Origin of the sequence: Streptomyces sp. OR43 (genome assembly GCF_008042275.1) — a bacterium.
In the GTDB taxonomy this organism is placed as follows: domain Bacteria; phylum Actinomycetota; class Actinomycetes; order Streptomycetales; family Streptomycetaceae; genus Streptomyces.
In genome coordinates, this window is sequence record NZ_RDBK01000025.1 from 22577 (window position 1) to 40959 (window position 18383).

Sequence of the window (18383 nt, forward strand, 5' to 3'; positions counted from 1 at the left end):
TGAGCTGTAGACGAGTTGAAGTCAGGCGCACGCTCGACGTCACCACTGGACCAGTTCAGCGGCGTCGCTGTCGCCGTCCTGTCTCGGACCGGCAGACAGCCAGTTGTGAGCGGGTGGCCAGGGAGTCCGGGTGGTCGGCGCCCAGTATGCGCACGCGGCCGGAGAGGGTCTGTTCCAGCAACTCGGCGGCTTGAGCGTGTTCGCCCATCTGGTGCAGTGCGTCCGCGAGATTGCTTCCGCTGGTCAAGGTATGAGGATGGTCCGGGCCGAGGGCACGGCTGCGGTCTGCGAACACAGTCCGGTGCAGTTCTGCGGCGCGGGCCGGATCGCCCTGATGGTTGACCGTGGCGGCAAGGTTGTCGCGGCTGGTGAAGGTGAGGGGGTGATCGGGCCCCAGTACGCGGGTGCATTCGGCGATGTTCTGCGTGTGCAGCGTAGCCGCCGCGGTGTGGTCACCGAGCTGGTCGAATGACTTGGCCAGGTTGTCGCGGCTGGTCAGGGTCAGGAGGTGATCCGCTCCCAGGAGCCTGGTGCGGTCTGCGAGCACCATGGAGTGCAGGGAGGCGGCCTCTGCGTACTGACCGCGAAGCTGCAGAACGTATCCGACATTGTTCCGACTCGTGAGCGAATCGGGATGCTCCGGTCCCAGTACCCGGATCCGGGCGGCCAGATTCTGCCGGTGGATCTCTTCGGACTGTTCGTACCTGCCGAGACTGTGGAGGCTGTTGGCGAAGTGGTTGCGGGCGGTGAAGGTGTCCGGGTGCTGGTCGCCGAGCAACTCGACGCGGTGGGCGAGTACGGTCTGCCGCAGGCTGAGCTGGAGGGCATAGCTTCCCGCGTCCCCCAGCACGTCCGCCAGTGTGTTGAGGGCGGCGCAGGCGTCCTCGGACGGCACGAGCGCCGGGTGGTCGAGCAGAAGAGACAGATGCGGGGCGAGTAACCGTGCGGTGGTCCAGCCGTCCACTCCGGCGACGCCGAGATTCGTCACCTCACTCCGCAGGGCGTCGATCATTGCCTGCTCGTAGCTGTGGAGACGGCCCGTCTCATCGGTGGTCAGAGACAGTGCGGTGATCTCGCGGACGAGCGGGTGGAGGGTGACACTGCTCCCTGCGCGAGGACCTGTTCCGGGCACGCCTGGTTCTTCCGCCGGAACGCCCAGCAGGCCGTAGCGTTCGAGACCGGTCAAGGCCTGGTCCAGGGCGGCCTGGCCGACGGGCTGACCGACTGCCGTCGTCAGCAGTTCCGGTGTGATGAAGGCCAGTGGCACCGGTGCCTCCGCGAACAGAGACAGTTGGCGTAACAGTGGGCGGGCCAGTGGTACACCTTCGCGGTCGAGTTGATCGAGTGAGACCTCCCAGGTACGCCGGACGGTGGACCTGGCCACGTTCGGATCCGTAGGACGCGGGTTGTCAGCACCTACCAAGGCGGTCAACTCCTCTTCCAGCGCGGTCTGATACGCGGCGAAGTCACGGTGCCTGCTCGTGGATCCCGTCACATAGCGTCCGGCTGCCTGTAGGGCCAGGGGCAGCCCGCCGAGCCGGGAAGACAGCGTTTCGGCCTCCACCAGTGTGCCGCCATCGGGTGCACTGTCCAACAGGACCTTGCCGCCCGCCGCCGCCGGAAGCGGCTGGAGCCTGATCAGATCCGCCGCGTGTCCCCACGTCGCGGAGGCCGTATCCCGGCTGGTGACCAGGAGCAGGCCCCGTCCGTAGGGGCGGATCCAGCCGCGGTAGTCGGCGACACCCTCGCCTTCCGGGCTGATCTGCTCGGCTTCGTCGGCGTTGTCAACGACCAGCAGCCACTTCTTTGTTCTGGAGAAGTGCCGCCACACAGCATCGGGCAGGTTGTCGTTGCCGGACTGCGCGGCACCTATCGCGCTGCGTGGCATGCCACAGCCGACGGCTGCCTGGATGAAGTCGTCCGAGAGCGATTCCGGACCGCGCCAGCGAATCCAGAAAACCGCGTATCCGTCGCGGCGGGCGTACTCGGCCAGTGCCGACGCGAGCGTTGTCTTGCCCATGCCGCCTGCCGCGCACAGCACCGCAAACCGGCCGTCGGGTTTCTTGAGCAGCGCCCTGAGCCGAGAGATCTCCCGGTCGCGGCCGCGCACGCGCTGAAGGACCACGTGCGGCGGATGCAGTGAACCGGTCCGGGCGCTGGATGCCGGGCCTCCGCCGTTCTCGGCGGCACCGTCCAGCCAGCGGCTCGCGGAGGCCAAACCCGCGCTCAGGACGCCGAGTACACCGAACACCGTCCAGACCACCCAGGGATGGTCGGCCCATTCAGGAGCCACCGCGCCCGCGCGTTCGGCAACGGTACCCAGCACCACCGTGACAGAAGCCCCCAGTCCGGCAGCGGCGGCACCCGCTCCCGCACGTGTCCGAACCGCTCGAATCCGTCGCATGCCGGAACCCTCCCCCGAGAGCACTGCACTGTACGGATGACTCAGCGCATCGTAGAGCGAACGGTTCCATGGCGCCGCCGGCCTGTCGAGGATTTTATGAGCAGGGAGGACTGTCCCCGTGGACCCTTCGCGTTGGCGAGCTGTAGGCCGCTGAACGGTGACCGTTCAGAACCGGCCGGTCTCCCGCCGCCACATCGACCACATCGGCGGCCCGGCCCGGAACGTCATCTCCTCGTGCAGGACGAAGCCGTGCCGCTCGTAGAACGTCAGATTGCGCCGGTTGCTCGACTCCAGGAACACCGGCCGCCCGTCCGCGTCGGCCTGCTCCAGCAGGGCGCCCAGCACCTGAGAACCTCGCCCGGTGCCGCGCGCGTCCGCGTGGGTGCCGATGTACTCGACGTACCAGTGCGGGGGACCGGCCGGGTGGCGGTGCTCCATCGCGAGCAACCGCACTCCGGTCCGGGGGAGTTGGGTCCGCGCCGCCCGCAGCAGCGTCCCCGAGTTGCGCAGCAGGTAGGTGACCGGGAGCTTCCACTGCCCGGGCTCCGCCCACACCGCCGCCACCGTGCGCTCCTCGTCCGTCCACACCCGGCCTGCCGTGACCTGCTGGGCCAGATGCGCGGTGAACAGCAGCCGCAGCCTCCGGTCCCGGTCGTGCGGCATCAGCCAGGACCAGACGGGGTCCTCGGCGTAGGCACTGGCGAGGACGGCGGCGAGCGCCGGGACGTCGGAGGCGGTTGCGCGGACTGTGTCGGCCATGGCCGGGGAGCGTAGCGGTCATCGGTGATCACCGACCAGAGGCGGGTCATTGTGGATCAACCGGCCACCGGGGCACGAGTTTCGGCTATCACCGTGCAGCGTCTCGACCCGGCGCGGAAGGCCGTGGAAATCTGCCGGTGCCTCAGGAATACGTCCACGGTTCGCCCGCCGTTCGTTCCGTCGGCCTAGTTTGCGCAGGCACGCGCCGACGTCCCACCCTCCCCCTCGAATCGCTCCCCCGGAGGTGCCCCTGATGACGCTCCACACCACCGAGTCCCCGTGCCCCGACACCGAGAACAGCGCCACCGGCGAGAACGCCGACGCATTCCGCATCACCCGCCGCCGGATGCTCCGGACGGCCGCCGTCGGCCTCGGCGCGATCGCCGCCGGGCCGGTCGCCGAGGCGATCGGCGGGGCGCGGGCCAGTGCGGCCGAGTACCACCTGCCCAACGGCTACAACGGCGACATATCCGACCTGAAGCACGTGGTGATCCTGATGCAGGAGAACCGGTCCTTCGACCACTACCTCGGTCAGCTGCGCGGTGTGCGCGGGCACGACGACAAGCAGGTCCTGAAGTTCCAGGACGGCACCAACGTCTTCCAGCAACGCGACGCCACCGGCGCCATCGTGACGCCTGCCGTGTCGACCGCCACCTGGAGCGACAAGCACAACTTCTACGGTGCCAACGGCGGACGGTGGGACACCTGGGTGAAGGACAAGGGCGACCACTGCATGTGGTACTACACGCCCGACTACATGCCCTGGATGTACTCGCTGGCCTCCCACTACACCGTCTGCGACATGAACTTCTGCTCGATGCACGGGCCGACCATCCCCAACCGCTACTACCTGATGACCGGTTCGGGCGGAGGCGAGACCACCAACGCCAAGCAGAACAACTACAGCCGCACCTGGACCACGGTCCCCGAGCAGCTCCAGCAGGCCGGCATCGACTGGCGGGTCTACTCCGACAACAGCGGCAACGGCGTCGGCGGCAGCCTCCAGAGCGGCTACGTCGGCGAGTACGGCTGCAACGTCACCAACAGCTTCGCCGCCTTCGACCCCCGCACGGCGGACGAGGCCGACCTCGCCCCCGGCACCGGCAAGATCTGGAAGGCCAACTCCTTCGTCTACGAGGGCGCCACCACGCCCAACGACGACTCCGAGGCGAACCTCGACGCGGTCCTCCGCGACCTGATCGCGGCCTGTGAGCCGGGCGCCGAGCACCCGCTCCCCGAGGTCTCCTGGGTGGTGATGCCCGCCGCGTGGAGCGAGCACCCGGGCTTCGACACGGTGCACGGCGAGCGCTACATGAACAAGATCCTCAAGACGCTCCAGAGCAACGAGGACATCTGGAACCACACCCTGGTGATCATCACCTACGACGAGAACGACGGAAAGTTCGACCACGTCCTGCCCCCGCGCCCGGAGGAGGGCACGCCCGGCGAGTACTCCGGCACCACTCCGTACGGGTTCGGCCCCCGCGTACCCATGGTGCTGGTCTCGCCGTGGACCCGGGGCGGCTACGTCGCGTCGGAGGTGTTCGACCACACGTCGACGGTGAAGTTCCTGGAGACCTGGGCCGCGCACCTGGGCAAGCCGTTCACCTGCCCGAACATCACGGAGTGGCGCCGCTCGATCGCCGGCGACCTGACGAGCGCGATCGACTTCGCCCACCCGCGCCCGGGCCCGGTCGTCATCGCCGACCCGGTGACCGGCACCCCGCCGAAGCCGCCGCGCGACCGGCTGGAGCCCCGCGGCCTCTCCTTCCACCCGCACGCCACGTTCACCGAGGACCGCGCCGCCGGCACGGTGACCGCGTCCATGACGCTGACCGGCGGCCCGGAGGGCAAGGCGGTGAGCCTCCAGGTCTTCCCCGACCGGTACCTCGCGTTCGCCACCACCCCGTACACGGTCAGCGAGTCGGCCCCCCGCTCATACACCTGGGACACGAACACGACCGACGGCAAGTACGCCTTCTCCGTCTACGGCCCCGACGGCTTCCTGCGCTCCTTCGCGGGCCAGGTGCTCACCGACGGCGCGAGCACACGCCACATCGGCCTTCCGCGCGTCGAGGCGGACTTGGTCAAGGGCCGTCGCACGGCGGTCGCGCTCCGACTGCACAACGACGGTAAGCACCCGCTCCGTTACACCCTCCACGCCAACGACTACGCCGGCGGCACCCGCAGATACACGGTCCGGGGCGGCTCCTCCAGGACCGTGCACTGGCCCACCGAGCACGGCTACTACGACGTGGTCCTCACCGCCGACACGGGGACCGGCTGGACCCAGCGGTACGCGGGGCGGGTGGCGACGGTCTGAGGCAGGCGCTGAGCGACCGCTGACCGACGCGGCGGATCCCGGCGCCGCCCGGGGCCGGGATCCGCCACGCCGACTCGCGTCAGGGCTACTTCAGGCCGAACGCCCGGATGACGTCCTGCGTGACCTTCAGCCCGTCGGGACCTTCGGCGGTCGCCCGCAGCGAGACCCAGTCGTCGGGGTGGCGCGGCGTGCTGAGGGTCGTCCGCCACATCCCGTCGCCGGACCGCGTCAGCGTCACCGGCCGCCAGGTGGCCCCGTCGTCGTACGACACCTGGAGCGTGGCCCCGGTCGCCGTGACGCCGCTCGTGTAGCTGGACGAGCTCAGACCCAGCGGCACCTTGCTCCCCGCGCGCACCTGCCCGCGCAGGTCGGTGTCGACGTCGTAGCCGAGGTCGAGGACCGGGACCTCCTTCTTGGGAGTGCCCTGCGGGGGCGCCGCAGAGCGGAACGTCCAGGTGGTGTCCGTGGACGTGGACGCGGCCCAGGTGCCGTTGTCACGGTCCGCCTTGAACGTGAGCGTGTACTCCTGTTCGGCGGTCGGCAGGCCGGTGGAGTAGCCGGCGTAGGTGCCCTTGGCCACCGTCGTTCCACCCATCAGCAGTTGGGAGGACGTGGTGCCGCCGGGCGACCGCGCGATGTGGCCGTCCGAGCCACCGGACCAGGCCGGCACGCTCCACGAGATCCCGTTGCTGGTGCGGCTGGGCCGCCACAGGCCCTCACCGAACCGGGGCGCGTTGACCGGCTTGAACCAGTCACCGGGGTAGCGCTTGCCCGCGGCGTACACCTGCCCCGGCGCGACCTCCAGGACGGAGTCGGCACCGAGGGAACTCAGGTTGAGCCGGTGATCCTCGTTCCACTTGCCGAGCGCGGCGGGCGCGGGCGTGATGTAGTCGGTGCGCGTGGCCGGGTAGCCCTCCTTCTGCGTACCGCCCACGCCCTGCCCCCAGGCGGGCGTGAAGAGGCGGTGGCCGAGCCCTTCGCGCGTCCCCGCCTCCTTGCGGAGCGCGTAGAACGAGGTGTCCACACGCGCCAGATCGGCGGCGCCGGGGGAGTAGACCAGGTCCCGGTCCGGGATCGAACCGTTCTGGTACTGGAGCAGGTCGTACTGGTAGTCCGGGTAGCGGTGCTCGGTGAGGTTGAGGACGCCGAAGCCGGTCTTCGCCTCCTTGGCCAGCAGTGCCCCGTCCGCGCTGCCGGTGCCGGCCAGCGTCAGACCGTGGTTGTCGCCGAACGTCTCGTACAGCCTGCCGAGTTGGTCGTCGACGGTGATCAGCATGACCGCTCCCGCGTCGGCGGCGGCCCGTGCCCGCTCATCGGGGCTCGACGAGCCGCGGTCGACGATGACGGCCCTGCCCTTCGCGTTCAGGCCGGCGTAGTCGGCCGGGGTGCCGGCGCCCGCGTAGACGGTCCGCAGAATCCGGTGACCGTCGTGGTAGGCGGTGCCGTCCTGCCCGGTGAGTTCGACGGTGCGACCGGTGCCGGTGGTCGCGTCGAGGGCCTTCTGCCGCAGCTGCCAGTGGACCATCAGGTCCTGCACGCCGTCCTCGGTCTGGGCCGCGGGCGAGATGTACAGGTCCGTGTACGTCTTGTCCAGGACGAACGCCGAACCGAGGGCGCCACCACCGGCGAGACTGCGCCGGTACTGGATGACCGTCTGCCCGTTCTCCGTCTCGCGCGGCGTGACGGCGCGCACCCGGCGGGCCTTGGTGGCGTCGAGGTGCGCCGTCGCACCGCCGGGGCCCACGGCGACGTCCGGAGCGACGAGCATGGCCATGCCGAGGTCGTCAGGGCCTTCCCCGTTCACGTCCAGGAAGCCGAACGCCGAGTAGCTGCGGGGAGGGAGGCGCAGCGTGGTGCTGCCGTACACCGCGACGAAGCCGGGCGACGCGTTGCCGGGATAAGTCAGGGCGACCGTACCGTTGGCGGGCTTTCCGTCCCGGCCGGTCAGCTCGATCGTGTAGTCGTAGGCCTCCGGCTCCTTGAACAGGGCGTACGCCGTGTGCGCGACGGCCTGGCCGGTCGCCCGGTCCGTCGCGGTGACCTGACCGGACAGACCCGCGGCCGACGTGGACACGGGCAGACCCGTCGGGTCGATTCGCACCGTCGCCTGCGCGGTGCCGCCCGCCGGGACGGTCACCGACGAGTCGGGCAGCGACACGGTCGTGCTCTTGGTGTCCAGGCTCAGATCCAGGGTGACGTCGGCAGTGCCGGTGTTGCGGTAGGTGACGGTGCGGTCGACCGGCGCCGCGTCCGCGTTCGGCCACTTGAAGGCCGCCGTGGGCACGGAGCCGGAGGCCTCGATGGTGGACTCCACCGCCGCGGTGACGTCCATGCGTCCGTTGCCCTGCTGATAGGGCGTCATGCCGGTCAGCTTCTTCGACGTCGTCATCAGCGCGTTCTTGATCCGGTTCGCGTCCCAGTCCGGGTGCGCCTGGTGCAGGATCGCGGCGCCGCCCGCGACGTGCGGCGTGGCCATCGACGTACCGCTCATCGACTGGTACATCGGTGCGCCGGCCGCCGGGTGGGCGGCAGCGGCGCTGATGGACACGCCGGGCGCGGAGATGTCCGGCTTCAGGGCGTAGGAGTGCGCCACCGGCCCCATGCTGGAGAAGGCCGCCCGGCCATCGCGCTGGTCGACCGCGCCCACCGTCAGCGCGGAGGCCGCGGCGCCCGGCGAACCGATCGAGCCCGCCGTGTAGTTGTTGCCGGCGGCGATCACGAACAGCGGGCCGCCGTCGGCGGACAGCCGGTCGACGGCCTGCGAGAGCGGGTCCGTCCCGTCGGACGAGGTGTTGGTGCCCAGGCTCATCGACACCACGTCGACACCCTGCGCCCTGGCCCACTCCATGCCCTCGATGATCCCCGACTCGGCGCCGCCGCCCGTGTCGGACAGCACCTTGCCGATGTAGAGCTTCGCGCCCGGTGCGACGCCCTTCTCCTTGCCGCCGGACGCGGCGCCCGACCCGGCGATCGTGGAGGCCACGTGCGTACCGTGCCCGTGTCCGTCGTCCGCGCTCTCACCGGGTACGAAGCTCTTCTCGGCGGCGACCACGTCCTTCAGGTCCGGGTGGGTGTCGTCGATCCCGGTGTCGAGGACGGCCACCTTGCTGCCGGTCCCGTCCAACCCCTTCGCCCAGGCCTCGGGCGCGCGCACCTGCGCGACCGAATCGCTGAGCGCCGCCTGCACCTTCCCGTCGAGCCACAGCTTGCCGATGCCGCTGCCCGCGTCGAAGCTGCGCGTCTTCGCCGAGGCTGCCGGGGCGATGTCCTTCCAGAACGCGCGGGCGTGCCCGGCGTCGGCCTTCATCGCCGTGGCGTCGGCCCTGGCGAACTTCCGTACCAGCGAAGCCCCTTCCGGCGCGGCGGGCGCCGCGGCACTGCGCCCGCTCGCACCGGTGGCGATCACGGGGATGCCACCGGAGTGGGCGTCGTCGTAGCCCATGTCCACCAGCCCGGTGACGTCGAACAGCTTCGCGTCGAGCTTCCCGGCGGCGATGAGCCCCATCGCCTCGGTCGGAATCACATAGGTGTGGTGGCCGTAGCTCTGCACGCTCACTCCACCGTGAGCGCCCGGGGCCCGGTCGACGGTGACGTCGTCCTGGTCACCGGGCCGGTCGGTGTAATGGACGACATCCCCGGTGACCAGAGTGATGTCGTGGGCGGCCTGCCCGGCCGCCGCCGTGACCGCGGTGGTAGCGCTGCTCGTCGAAGCGGCGTCGTCCGCGGCGGCCGCCGGTGAGGCCAGAAGCGCGCCGCTGAGCGCCAGGGGCAGAGCGGTGGCGGTCGCCGCGGGGAGATACCGAAGTTTGCGTCTTGGTCGCGTCATAGGTGGGGTCTGCGCGGCCGGAGATCCTGCCAATCGCGGTTCCTGTGGCGGGACTGCGTCATGGCGAGAGTTCGTCAGGGAGACGGAAGGGTACGTTCAGCCGACGGCGGTCAGCTCACAGGCGAAGCGGCGGACGGCATCGCTGAGGCCGTCCGGATCGTCGAAGTTCGCGAGATGCCTCGCCCGCGGGATCAGCTCGACCCGGGCCCGCGGATTGACGGTGGGGAACTCATGGTCCCGCGACCGGAAGACCGTGTCCTTCTCGCGGTTCAGGATGAGCGCGGGGTTCGAGTCGCTGACGGGTAGGCGCCGGCTCACATGAACGCCATGCACGCCGTGACCTCGCCGGACAAGGCGAGGGCGCCCCACAGGAGGATGCCGCCGACCGGCCGGACCGGGCGTCCGGCGTCTTCGCGCAGCATGGTCAAGTGGACGGCGACGGAGGCCGGCATCGAAACCGCCCCGACTGCGCCGGCGAACAGCAGCACTTCGAGGGCGAGTTGCTGCCACGCAGGGCTTCCGCTCCGCAGCACGCGGACCATCACGGTCAGGGCGGCTGCGGGCAGCAGTCCCAGCGCGGTGGTCGCCGCCACCCACCACCACCGTCGCCCCTGGCCCGCGAGCCGCCCGAACCAATGCCCCAGGGCCACGGTCGGCAGAACGTATACGGCTGTCAGCAACGCGCTCCCACCCAGCAGGGCCGGCAGCCCGAGCACCATGACGAGGGAGAGTGCGCCGACTCCGGGCGAAGAGCCGCCGCCGGACCATGCGGTCCACGCCGGCACGAGTGCGGCGATGACCACGCACAGGACAGCCATCGACACGGACGACGGCGCCGCGCCCGGCCGGTTCGCTGCCCGCCCGTCCCACGGTTGCGCCATCCCGCCCTCCCCGGCCCCCGGATGCCACCCTGCGAGCGTGTCGGCCACACCCTACGCCCGTTACTGAACGCGTTCAATAGTGGCAGGATTCCTGTGCTGGCAGTCTCCGGTCCGGAAGGGGGGCAGAGCTCCTGGGCGCTGCTAGGGTCCGGGTGATCATCACACCACCTGGGGGAGCCATGACGGCTGTTGTGCTGCTGACCGTTGGTCCCGTGCTACTTCTCCTGAGCGGAGCGGTCGCCCTGAACGTCCGGGGAGCCGCTCGCGGACTGGAGAGCTGGGCCGCAGCCAACCATGCACGGGTGATGCAGGCGCGCGGCGAGCTCGGGCCTTCCTATACAGCGCCCTCCGCCCGGTTCTTCCGGCGGGTCGCGACTCTCGTCGTCATGTGCGGGCTTGTCTTCACTCTCGGTGGCTGCCTCGAACTCCTGTGAGGCGGTCGATCGCCACGGCTGCGAGCGCGGGGAGGGGAAGCCCGTGCTCCCGCTCCCACTCGTCCGCAGCCGACCAAGGGCGGATCACGCCGTCGAGGTCGCGAACAGTGCGTCGCAGGAGAGGCGAGGCGTCACGCCCCGCGCAACCCCTCCACGAAACCGCGCCACGCGCCCGCCCCGATCACGATGACGGGGCCGTCCTGGACCTTGCTGTCGCGGACGGGGACGGCGCCGCAGGTGCCGTCGGCGACCTCGACGCAGTCGCCGCCGGTGTTTCCGCTGTACGAGGACGTGCGCCAAGTCGCGCCGCCGGTCACGGTGCACTCGACGCACTCGCCGCCGGTGTTTCCGCTGTAGCTGGACTTACGCCACTGCGCGCTCTTCAAGCCGGGGCCGGTCTCCATAACGCTCCTCCATCACGCGGGCGATCAGAGCCGCCGAGTCCTCCACGGAGAGGGCGGCGGCCTGCAGATGAGCGTATCGGAGCGAGGCCTCACGGACCGTGTCGGGGTTGGCGGTCATGTGGCCGGAGATGAGGTCTTCCGTGTAGACGACGTCCGGGTCATCGTCGAAGCGCAGCAGGTTGAATGAGCCAGCCAGGCTTGAGTGTTCACCGGCCGAGAAGGGCAGCACCTGGATGCGCATCCACCGGTGGGTGGTGAAGTCCAACAACCGCGCCAGTTGGGCGCGCATGACCGCATGGCCGCCGATCGGCCGGTGCAGCACGGCCTCGTCCAGCACCGCCCAGGCCAGCGGCGGGCGTTCGCGCTCCAGGATGCGTTGGCGCTCCATGCGGGCGGCGAGCAAGCCGTCCAGGTCGTCGGGCATCCCGGTGGCCAGCACCGCCCGCGCATACCCCTCCGTCTGCAACAGCCCGTAGACCAACTGCGCCTGGTACGTCGAGATGTACGCGGCCTTCGCCTCCATCTCCGCGTACGGCTGGAACCACGTCGGCAGCTGGCTCCGCAGGACCAGGCCCATCAGCCGGGAGAACGTGCCGTCCGTACCGAGCGCCGCGTCGACCCGTTCCGAGAAGTCGCGGGTGGGGACCTTCTTCGTCGTCTCGATCTGGCCGATCAGCGAGCCCGTACAGAAGATGATCTCGCCCAACTGGGCCTGGTTCAGGCCCGCTGCCTCGCGCAGGCGACGTAATTCCCAGCCGTAGTAGTTCAGTGGGGATGCGCTGGGGTCGAGAGTCTGGACGTTGGCCACGGCAGGACCTCCGGTGTGCAACGCCTCGCGGCGTTCGTTTCCGTACGTAGCCGAGCGTAGTCACGTGCTCGCACGATGGTGACATGAATCACGTAATCGCCCCCCGGACTGGGTCGCCCGAAGAGCCCGTCTACCGCGCCGACTTCGCCATGGGTGAGCACTCGGCCCGGCACCTGCGCCGCATCCTGCGGCTCTACCTCAACGGGTGGGGGCTGGAGGCCGTGGCCGACGCCGCGGAGCTCGCGCTCACCGAGCTCATCGCCAACGTCGTCCGGCACGTGCCCGGCCGCCGGTGCCAGACCTTCATCTTCCGGCTCCCGGGCGGCGAGGGCGTGCGCGTCGAAGTGGCGGACGACTGGCCGCAGTTGCCCCGCACGGTTGAGGGTGACGTTCTCGACGAGGGCGGGCGGGGGCTGCTCCTCGTCGACGCCGTCACCGACAAGTGGGGCGTGGAGGCGCGGCGCGATGGCGGCGGCAAGGCGGTGTGGTTCGAGTGCCTGGCCGCCCCGCCGAGGCCCGCCGCCGACCCGGTTACGCCGCCAGCTCCGCCAGTACCGCGTCCGTGAACGGCGGCCATACCTCGGCCGCCCACGGGCCGAACGCGCGGTCCGTGAGGGCCACGCAGGCCGCGCCCGCCACCGGGTCGATCCAGAGGAACGTGCCCGACTGGCCGAAGTGGCCGAAGGTCGCGGGGGAGGACGAAGCGCCGGTCCAGTGCGGGGCCTTGTGGTCGCGGATTTCGAAGCCGAGGCCCCAGTCGTTCGGGTTCTGGTGGCCGTAGCCCGGCAGGACGCCCTTCAGCCCGGGGTGGACGACGCTCTGCGCCTCCAGCACCGTGCGCGGATCCAGGAGCCTGGGCGCCTGGACCTCCGCCGCGAAGCGCACCAGGTCCTCGACCGTCGAGACGCCGTCGCGGGCCGGGGAGCCGTCCAGTGTCGTCGCGGTCATGCCCAGCGGCTCCAGCACCGCTTGGCGCAGGTACTCCGGGAACGGGATGTCGGTGGCCTTCGCGAGGTGGTCGCCGAGGACCTCGAAGCCCGCGTTGGAATACAGCCGCCGGGTCCCGGGCGGGGCCGTGACCCGGTGCTCGTCGAACGCGAGGCCGCTGGTGTGGGCGAGCAGGTGCCGGACCGTGGAGCCCTCCGGGCCCGCCGGTTCGTCGAGCTCGATCGCGCCCTCCTCGTACGCCACCAGGGCCGCGTAGGCCGCGAGCGGCTTGGTGACGGAGGCGAGCGGGAAGCGGTGCGCGGTGGGGCCGTGCCTGCCGAGGACGGTGCCGTCCGCTCGTACGACGGCTGCTGCCGCGGTGGGGACGGGCCAGTTCTCGATCATCGCCAGGCTCTGCATGCGTACGAGGTTAATGCCCCGGCCGGCAGGGTCACAGCGCGCGCAGACCCCGGTCGGTGAACGCGATCTGCCACTCCAGGCTCTCGTCGATGTCGGTGCTCCACCGGAAGCCTCCGCCCGCTTCCAGCGTGGCGAACCCGTGGAGGAGGCTGCGGAGCATGCGCAGGGCGTGGTCCGTATCCGGTGCCGTGATCCCGTAGCCGCGCAGTACTGCCGAGAACGCGTCGAGCAGCCGCTGCCCGGCGCCGGCCAGCGGATCGTCCGGGCCGGACGCTTCCAGGCCGATCGTCGCGGCGTACCGGCCGGGGTGCTCCACCACGAAGGCGCGGAAGGCGCGTGCGGCGGCTGCCAGGGCGTCGCGGCCCGCGTACCCCTGGATCGCCCCGCCGACGGCGTCGGCGGCCTCGCTCAGCGCCAGGACCGCGATGCGACGGTTGAGGTCCTCCTGGCTGCTCACGTGCTTGTACAGGGAGGGGGTGCGCACGCCCACCCGCTGGGCCAGCGCACCCATCGTCAGGTTGCCGAGGCCCACCTCGTCGGCGAGGGCCGCACCGGCCGCGACCACGGCCGCCGGGTCCAGGCCCGCCCTAGGCACGGGAGGCGTCCGAGCCGAGGAAGGAGAGCATGAGGGAGACCACCTGGTCGGGGAACTGGTCGTGCGGGTAGTGCCCGGCGCCCTCGATCATCTCCAGGCGGCCGAGGCCGGACGGCAGGTCGCCGATGATCGCCGAGCCCTCGGCGTGCGGGTCGGCCCAGTCGGGGTCGAGCGTGCCCATCACGACCAGGACCGGGCAGCGGACGTTGCCGAGCTGGGCGCCGGCGTCGACCGGGGCGCTGCGGCCCATGCCCTGGAGGGCCTTCATCCGGCCCGGCTCGCGCAGCAGCGAGTCGACGCGGCCGAGCCGCTCGTCCCAGTCGGCCGGCTTCGCCCCGGGGTAGGCCACGTCGAGGTAGGAGCGCCAGAGCGGCACGCTGCCGAGAGCGCCCGTGCCGAGCAGGCGCAGCATGCCCTGCCGGAAGCGCTTCACTCGCAGGTCGCCGAGACGGACCGACTGCTTGCGGGTGAACGGTGCCAACTCGACGACCGCGGTGACCAGCGAGGGTTCCCGCGCTGCGGCGACCGTGGCGGCACCGCCGGAGATCGAGTGCCCGACGAGCACGGCCGGGCCGCCCAGGTGGCGGATCACCGCGAGCAGATCCCCGGCGATGGCGGTGCGGCTCCAGTCCGGCCAGCCCGTGCTCGACTCGCCGCAGCCGCGCAGGTCGACCGCGGCGACCCGGTAGCCCGCCGCCACGAGCGAAGGGATCACCGTGCGGTACGCGGCGCGGCTGTCACCCATGCCGTGCGCGAGAACGATCAGTGGACCGGACCCCGTCACTTCGTAAGCGATCGTGCCACCGTCGACAGCGAGGTATTCGGTCATGACGTCCTCCAGAGCTGGAGCTAATGTTGTTAGCTAAAAGCTATCGGTATTAGCCATTGGAGTCAATGACCGAAACGCGCATCCGGTGGTACTTGCTTAGAGTGCACTCCAGGGTTCTAGCGTGGAGGGCATGACGGTGACGGAGACGGCGGCGGAGACCACTTCGACAGGGGTGGACACCTGCGCGTCGGCCCCCCGGCCCCACCKCCGCCCCGAGGGTCAGGACCGCTACACCATCAGCGAGGTGGCCGCCTTCACCGGGCTGAGCGCCCATACGCTGCGCTGGTACGAGCGGATCGGGCTGATGTCGCACGTCGACCGCTCGCACACGGGACAGCGCCGCTTCACCAACGCCGACCTGGACTGGCTCGGCTTCGTCGGCAAGCTGCGGCTGACCGGCATGCCGGTCGCCGACATGGTCCGGTACGCGGAGCTGCTGCGCGAGGGCGACCACACCTTCGACGCACGCAAGGAACTGCTGGAGGCGACCCGCCGCGACGTGAGGACGCGGATCGCGGAGCTCCAGGACACGCTCGCCGTCCTCGACTACAAGATCGAGTTCTACGCAGGCGCCCAGCGGGCGCCGGAAAGGCCCAGTGCCTGATGAGTGACCAGAAGATCGAGACCGCGGAGCTCGGCAAGGACGGCCCGCAGGTCGGCGTCCAGGGGCTCGGCTGCATGGGGATGAGCGAGTTCTACGGCGACACCGACGAGGCCGCCGCCCGCGAGACGCTGGAGACGGCGCTCGCGGCCGGTGTCACGCTCTTCGACACCGCTGACGTCTACGGCAGCGGCGCCAACGAGAAGTTCATCGCGCCTTTCGTCGGCGCACACCGGGACGAGATCGTCCTCGCCACCAAGTTCGCGATCGAGCGGCGCGACGACGACCCGCACTACCGGGGCGTGAACAACGACCCCGCGTACATCCGCAGGGCCGTCGAGAACAGCCTGCGCCGGCTGAACACCGACGTCATCGACCTCTACTACATGCACCGCCGCGACCCGTCCGTACCGCTGGCGGAGTCCGTCGGCGCGATGGCCGAGCTGGTGGAGCAGGGCAAGGTCAAGCAGCTCGGTCTGAGCGAGGTGACGGGCGCGGAGCTGCGCGAGGCGCACGCCGTGCACCCCATCGCCGCCCTCCAGTCCGAGTGGTCGCTCTTCAGCCGGGACGTCGAGCGCAGCGCCGTGCCCGCCGCCGTGGAACTGGGCGTGACCCTCGTGCCGTACTCGCCGCTCGGCCGGGGGTTCCTGACCGGGGCGTTCGCGGACGCGGGCAAGGACCTGGGGAAGAACGACTTCCGGCAGTTCCAGCCGCGCTTCACCGGCGACAACGCGAAGACGAACGCCGCCCTCCTGGAGCCGGTCCACAAGATCGCCGCCGCACACGGGGCGACCGCCGCCCAGGTGGCGCTCGCCTGGGTGCAGCAGCGGGCGCAGGTGCACGGCCTCACCGTGGTGCCGATCCCCGGTACGCGTAAGAGCAGCCGGCTGCTGGAGAACATCGGCGCGACCCGGCTCACGCTGTCGGCCGAGGAACTGGCCCTGCTGGAGCCCATCGCGGACCAGGTGGCGGGGGACCGCTACCCGGACATGAGCTCGACGGCCACGGCCCGCGAGTAGCGCGGGGCGCGGCCCGGTGCGCCCGCCCGGTGCGGCGGGCGGCCGCACCGGACGGGCGGGGCTCGATCAGCTGGGCAGACGGTCCAGGAGCCGGGTGCACAGCTCCTCGGTGATGATCGTGTGCCCGGTCGTCGTGGACGAACACAGGAACTCGTCCACCTCGCTCTCCTGCGGTTCGAGCTTGTCGATGTTCACATACAGGTCGTCCTGCTTCTCGACGTCGCGGATCGCGACCGCGCTGACCGAGGGGACGAAGCACACGTTCTCGTACCGCAGATCCGTCGCGCCACCGAGCTTCTTCAGGGTGTCGGCGAGGATCTTGTACGTGTGCAGGGTGCCGCCGGGCGCGCCGTCGATCTCCGGGAAGCCGTTGGTGGTGACGGTCTGCTCGTCCTTGGGGAACCTGCGGTTCAGCTGGGCGACGGTCACGTCGTTGCCCTGGGCCTGGGCGTAGAAGGTGGTGCCCGGGTAGATCCGGTCGACCTTCAGCGCGATGTCGCCGGGACTCACCTCCGGCAGGCCGACCCCGTCGGCGCGGCCGTTGGCCACGGCCAGCGTCCTCGGGACCCGCGGCCAGCCGCCGACTCGGTCGAGCGCGGACAGGAATTCCGTGCGCTCCGGGGCGACCCCGACCGTGCGGGTGTCCTTGTCGTAGTGGCGCCACAGCATCTGGCGCGCGGCCGGGCTGTCCATCTGCTTCGCGAAGTCGTTTGCGAAGGGGATGAAGTGCGAGAACGCCTGCACCCCGACCGGGATGGAAGCGCCGCGGTGCGGGCTGTCGTAGGAGAAGTACAGCGCGGTCCGGTGGTCCATCCGCTGCGTCTCGAGCCTGGCGAGCGCGTAGCGGGTGACGATGCCGCCCATGCTGAAGCCGCCGACGACCAGCGGGGTGTTGCCCACCTGCTCGGCGATGGTCCGCATGATGGCGGCCGTGGCCGCCTCCGCGTTGTCCAGGATCGACGCGCTGCGCTCCTCGAAGCCGAGGAGGATGACGTCCCTGCCGCGCCGGCGCAGTTCGCTGATGAGCGCGAAGTCACCGCCTCCCTCCAGCCCTTGGTAGAGGACGTCGAGCTTGCTCCGGCCGAGGTTGAACCCGTCGGCCATGATGACGGGCCGGACGAGCTCGCCGTTGTTTCCCTCCCCGGGGAAGACCCAGGCGAAGCCGTTCGGCAGGGGCCATTCGACGTGCTCGGGCACCTCGACCGGCTCGGCGGCCGGGTGGCCGCTGAGGGTGAACGAACCGACGTTGGGCTCGGTCGTCTCGGACATGCGCGTACTCCTCGGAGGAAGGGGGGTGGTACGACGCCATCCTGCTCGGCAAAGTGGGCGAACACCCCCTCCGAGCTGCGGGGTTCACCACATCTGATGGAGTGCGCGCGGAGGGTGTTTGGGGAGCTCCGGGCCCGGCACGCCCGGCCTCACGCCAGCCCCAGCGCGAAGACCGCGAACCCAGCCGCGAGCACGCCCGCCATCGCCCGGCGGGCGTTCGCGGCCCGGGTCCCCGCCTTCCACGGCGCCTCGAACCTCCGCGCGTACCGGGCGATCAGTACCAGCAGCCCCGCGAACACCGGCATCCAGACCAGCCGGGCCAGGATCCACCCGAGCGTGTCCGGACCGGTCGTCAGTCCCGGCACCGACCCGGCGAAGGACGCCGGAACCGCCGCGGCCAGCATCGCCGTCTGGTGCCAGCACAGAATCGTCATCGCCGACAGGTTGACGACGACGACCGGCGCCCACACCAGCGGCCTGCGCAGCAGCCGGCCGATCCGGCCGTGCAGCAGGATCGCCGCACCGCTCTGCGTGGCGCCCAGCGCGAGGACCAGCAGCGACGGCGGATGCGAGTTGGTACGCGCCTCGCCCGGCACCCCGACCATCGACGCCGGGTAGTGGAAGAGCAGCAGCAGCGCGGCGAACAGCACGCCACCGCCGACGAGCAGCAACCGGGCGCCCCGCCTCCCGATCCGGCCCTCGGCCCAGGAGACGCCGAGCTGGTACGCGAAGAGCCAGCCGGGAAGGATGTTGAGCATGCTCAGCCAGGAGGGCATGGAGTCACCGAGCGGCCCGTAGCGCAGCAGGTCGACGACGGCCACCACGCCGAGCAACGGCGCCGCGGCCCAGCCGCCGAGCCGTTTCGCCATGCGGATGCAGTACGG

General features: G+C 70.7%; 16 protein-coding genes and 1 pseudogene. 5 read left to right on the top strand and 12 right to left on the bottom strand.

Features of this window, described 5'->3' with window-relative positions; all coding sequences use genetic code 11:
• Positions 1–55 precede the first annotated feature (55 nt).
• Together EAO72_RS12855 and EAO72_RS12860 are read right to left on the bottom strand one after the other, a co-directional pair.
• Entirely contained in the window at positions 56–2125 is a 2070-nt protein-coding gene (locus EAO72_RS12855; protein ID WP_187285026.1) for a tetratricopeptide repeat protein, read from the bottom strand.
• A 444-nt stretch (positions 2126–2569) separates the two neighbouring features.
• The gene (locus EAO72_RS12860; protein WP_148017436.1) at positions 2570–3163 is read right to left on the bottom strand and encodes a GNAT family N-acetyltransferase; all 594 of its coding nucleotides are present in this window, start codon (positions 3161–3163) and stop codon (positions 2570–2572) included.
• 253 nt (positions 3164–3416) lie between these two features.
• Between EAO72_RS12860 and EAO72_RS12865 the strand changes: the two genes are divergently transcribed.
• Positions 3417–5486, top strand: a complete 2070-nt coding sequence (locus EAO72_RS12865) for an alkaline phosphatase family protein (RefSeq protein ID WP_148017437.1) — start codon at positions 3417–3419, stop codon at positions 5484–5486.
• Positions 5487–5571: 85 nt separating this feature from the next.
• Here EAO72_RS12865 and EAO72_RS12870 read toward each other — a convergent pair whose 3' ends face one another.
• The 3 genes from EAO72_RS12870 to EAO72_RS12880 form a co-directional block, all read right to left on the bottom strand.
• Positions 5572–9312 carry a S8 family peptidase gene (locus EAO72_RS12870; protein ID WP_148017438.1) on the bottom strand — a complete coding sequence of 1247 codons (3741 nt, stop codon included), beginning with the start codon at positions 9310–9312 and terminating at the stop codon, positions 5572–5574.
• A gap of 96 nt (positions 9313–9408) precedes the next feature.
• Entirely contained in the window at positions 9409–9630 is a 222-nt protein-coding gene (locus tag EAO72_RS12875) for an alpha/beta fold hydrolase (protein WP_187285027.1), read from the bottom strand.
• On the bottom strand, positions 9627–10193 hold the full coding sequence (locus EAO72_RS12880) for a hypothetical protein (RefSeq protein ID WP_148017439.1): 567 nt from the start codon (positions 10191–10193) through the stop codon (positions 9627–9629). The genes EAO72_RS12875 and EAO72_RS12880 overlap by 4 nt, the downstream gene beginning before the upstream one ends.
• A 212-nt stretch (positions 10194–10405) precedes the next feature.
• Here EAO72_RS12880 and EAO72_RS12885 point away from each other — a divergent pair, with 212 nt between their 5' ends.
• Complete coding sequence (locus tag EAO72_RS12885; RefSeq protein WP_148017440.1) at positions 10406–10627, top strand: hypothetical protein; 222 nt, start codon at positions 10406–10408, stop codon at positions 10625–10627.
• Positions 10628–10758: 131 nt separating this feature from the next.
• On the opposite strand, the gene EAO72_RS12890 is transcribed toward EAO72_RS12885, so the two are convergent.
• Both EAO72_RS12890 and EAO72_RS12895 read right to left on the bottom strand, forming a co-directional pair.
• Positions 10759–11031: a DUF397 domain-containing protein gene (locus EAO72_RS12890; RefSeq protein ID WP_148017441.1), complete on the bottom strand. Its 273-nt coding sequence runs from the start codon at positions 11029–11031 to the stop codon at positions 10759–10761.
• The gene (locus EAO72_RS12895) at positions 10991–11839 is read right to left on the bottom strand and encodes a helix-turn-helix domain-containing protein (protein ID WP_148017442.1); all 849 of its coding nucleotides are present in this window, start codon (positions 11837–11839) and stop codon (positions 10991–10993) included. The genes EAO72_RS12890 and EAO72_RS12895 overlap by 41 nt, the downstream gene beginning before the upstream one ends.
• A gap of 83 nt (positions 11840–11922) precedes the next feature.
• On the opposite strand from EAO72_RS12895, the gene EAO72_RS12900 reads away from it, so the two are divergent.
• Positions 11923–12405, top strand: a complete 483-nt coding sequence (locus tag EAO72_RS12900) for an ATP-binding protein (RefSeq protein ID WP_148017443.1) — start codon at positions 11923–11925, stop codon at positions 12403–12405.
• Here the strand turns inward: EAO72_RS12900 and EAO72_RS12905 are convergent.
• The 3 genes from EAO72_RS12905 to EAO72_RS12915 are packed head-to-tail and all read right to left on the bottom strand — an operon-like array spanning position 12371 to position 14610.
• Entirely contained in the window at positions 12371–13186 is an 816-nt protein-coding gene (locus tag EAO72_RS12905; RefSeq protein WP_148017444.1) for a serine hydrolase domain-containing protein, read from the bottom strand. The genes EAO72_RS12900 and EAO72_RS12905 overlap by 35 nt on opposite strands.
• 31 nt (positions 13187–13217) lie before the next feature.
• Positions 13218–13751: a TetR/AcrR family transcriptional regulator gene (locus tag EAO72_RS12910; RefSeq protein WP_148017798.1), complete on the bottom strand. Its 534-nt coding sequence runs from the start codon at positions 13749–13751 to the stop codon at positions 13218–13220.
• Positions 13752–13773: 22 nt separating this feature from the next.
• Positions 13774–14610 (bottom strand): alpha/beta fold hydrolase, encoded by an 837-nt coding sequence (locus tag EAO72_RS12915; RefSeq protein WP_148017445.1) that lies wholly within the window; start codon positions 14608–14610, stop codon positions 13774–13776.
• A gap of 130 nt (positions 14611–14740) precedes the next feature.
• On the opposite strand from EAO72_RS12915, the gene EAO72_RS12920 reads away from it, so the two are divergent.
• Together EAO72_RS12920 and EAO72_RS12925 are read left to right on the top strand one after the other, a co-directional pair.
• Positions 14741–15214, top strand: a complete 474-nt coding sequence (locus tag EAO72_RS12920) for a MerR family transcriptional regulator (RefSeq protein WP_148017446.1) — start codon at positions 14741–14743, stop codon at positions 15212–15214.
• Positions 15214–16230, top strand: a complete 1017-nt coding sequence (locus EAO72_RS12925) for an aldo/keto reductase (RefSeq protein WP_148017447.1) — start codon at positions 15214–15216, stop codon at positions 16228–16230. Before EAO72_RS12920 ends, EAO72_RS12925 begins: the two co-directional genes overlap by 1 nt.
• Before the next feature lie 66 nt (positions 16231–16296).
• Here the strand turns inward: EAO72_RS12925 and EAO72_RS12930 are convergent, their stop codons facing one another.
• Together EAO72_RS12930 and EAO72_RS12935 are read right to left on the bottom strand one after the other, a co-directional pair.
• Complete coding sequence (locus EAO72_RS12930; RefSeq protein WP_148017448.1) at positions 16297–17499, bottom strand: esterase/lipase family protein; 1203 nt, start codon at positions 17497–17499, stop codon at positions 16297–16299.
• A 149-nt stretch (positions 17500–17648) separates the two neighbouring features.
• Positions 17649–18383 (bottom strand): annotated as a pseudogene (locus EAO72_RS12935) (acyltransferase family protein); the annotation flags it as partial.

Coding starts and splice junctions, on each gene's coding strand:
- EAO72_RS12860 (WP_148017436.1), bottom strand. CDS start 3,163: ATGGCCGACACAGTCCGCGCAACCGCCTCCGACGTCCCGGCGCTCGCC.
- EAO72_RS12865 (WP_148017437.1), top strand. CDS start 3,417: ATGACGCTCCACACCACCGAGTCCCCGTGCCCCGACACCGAGAACAGC.
- EAO72_RS12870 (WP_148017438.1), bottom strand. CDS start 9,312: ATGACGCGACCAAGACGCAAACTTCGGTATCTCCCCGCGGCGACCGCC.
- EAO72_RS12880 (WP_148017439.1), bottom strand. CDS start 10,193: ATGGCGCAACCGTGGGACGGGCGGGCAGCGAACCGGCCGGGCGCGGCG.
- EAO72_RS12890 (WP_148017441.1), bottom strand. CDS start 11,031: ATGGAGACCGGCCCCGGCTTGAAGAGCGCGCAGTGGCGTAAGTCCAGC.
- EAO72_RS12900 (WP_148017443.1), top strand. CDS start 11,923: ATGAATCACGTAATCGCCCCCCGGACTGGGTCGCCCGAAGAGCCCGTC.
- EAO72_RS12905 (WP_148017444.1), bottom strand. CDS start 13,186: ATGCAGAGCCTGGCGATGATCGAGAACTGGCCCGTCCCCACCGCGGCA.
- EAO72_RS12915 (WP_148017445.1), bottom strand. CDS start 14,610: ATGACCGAATACCTCGCTGTCGACGGTGGCACGATCGCTTACGAAGTG.
- EAO72_RS12925 (WP_148017447.1), top strand. CDS start 15,214: ATGAGTGACCAGAAGATCGAGACCGCGGAGCTCGGCAAGGACGGCCCG.
- EAO72_RS12930 (WP_148017448.1), bottom strand. CDS start 17,499: ATGTCCGAGACGACCGAGCCCAACGTCGGTTCGTTCACCCTCAGCGGC.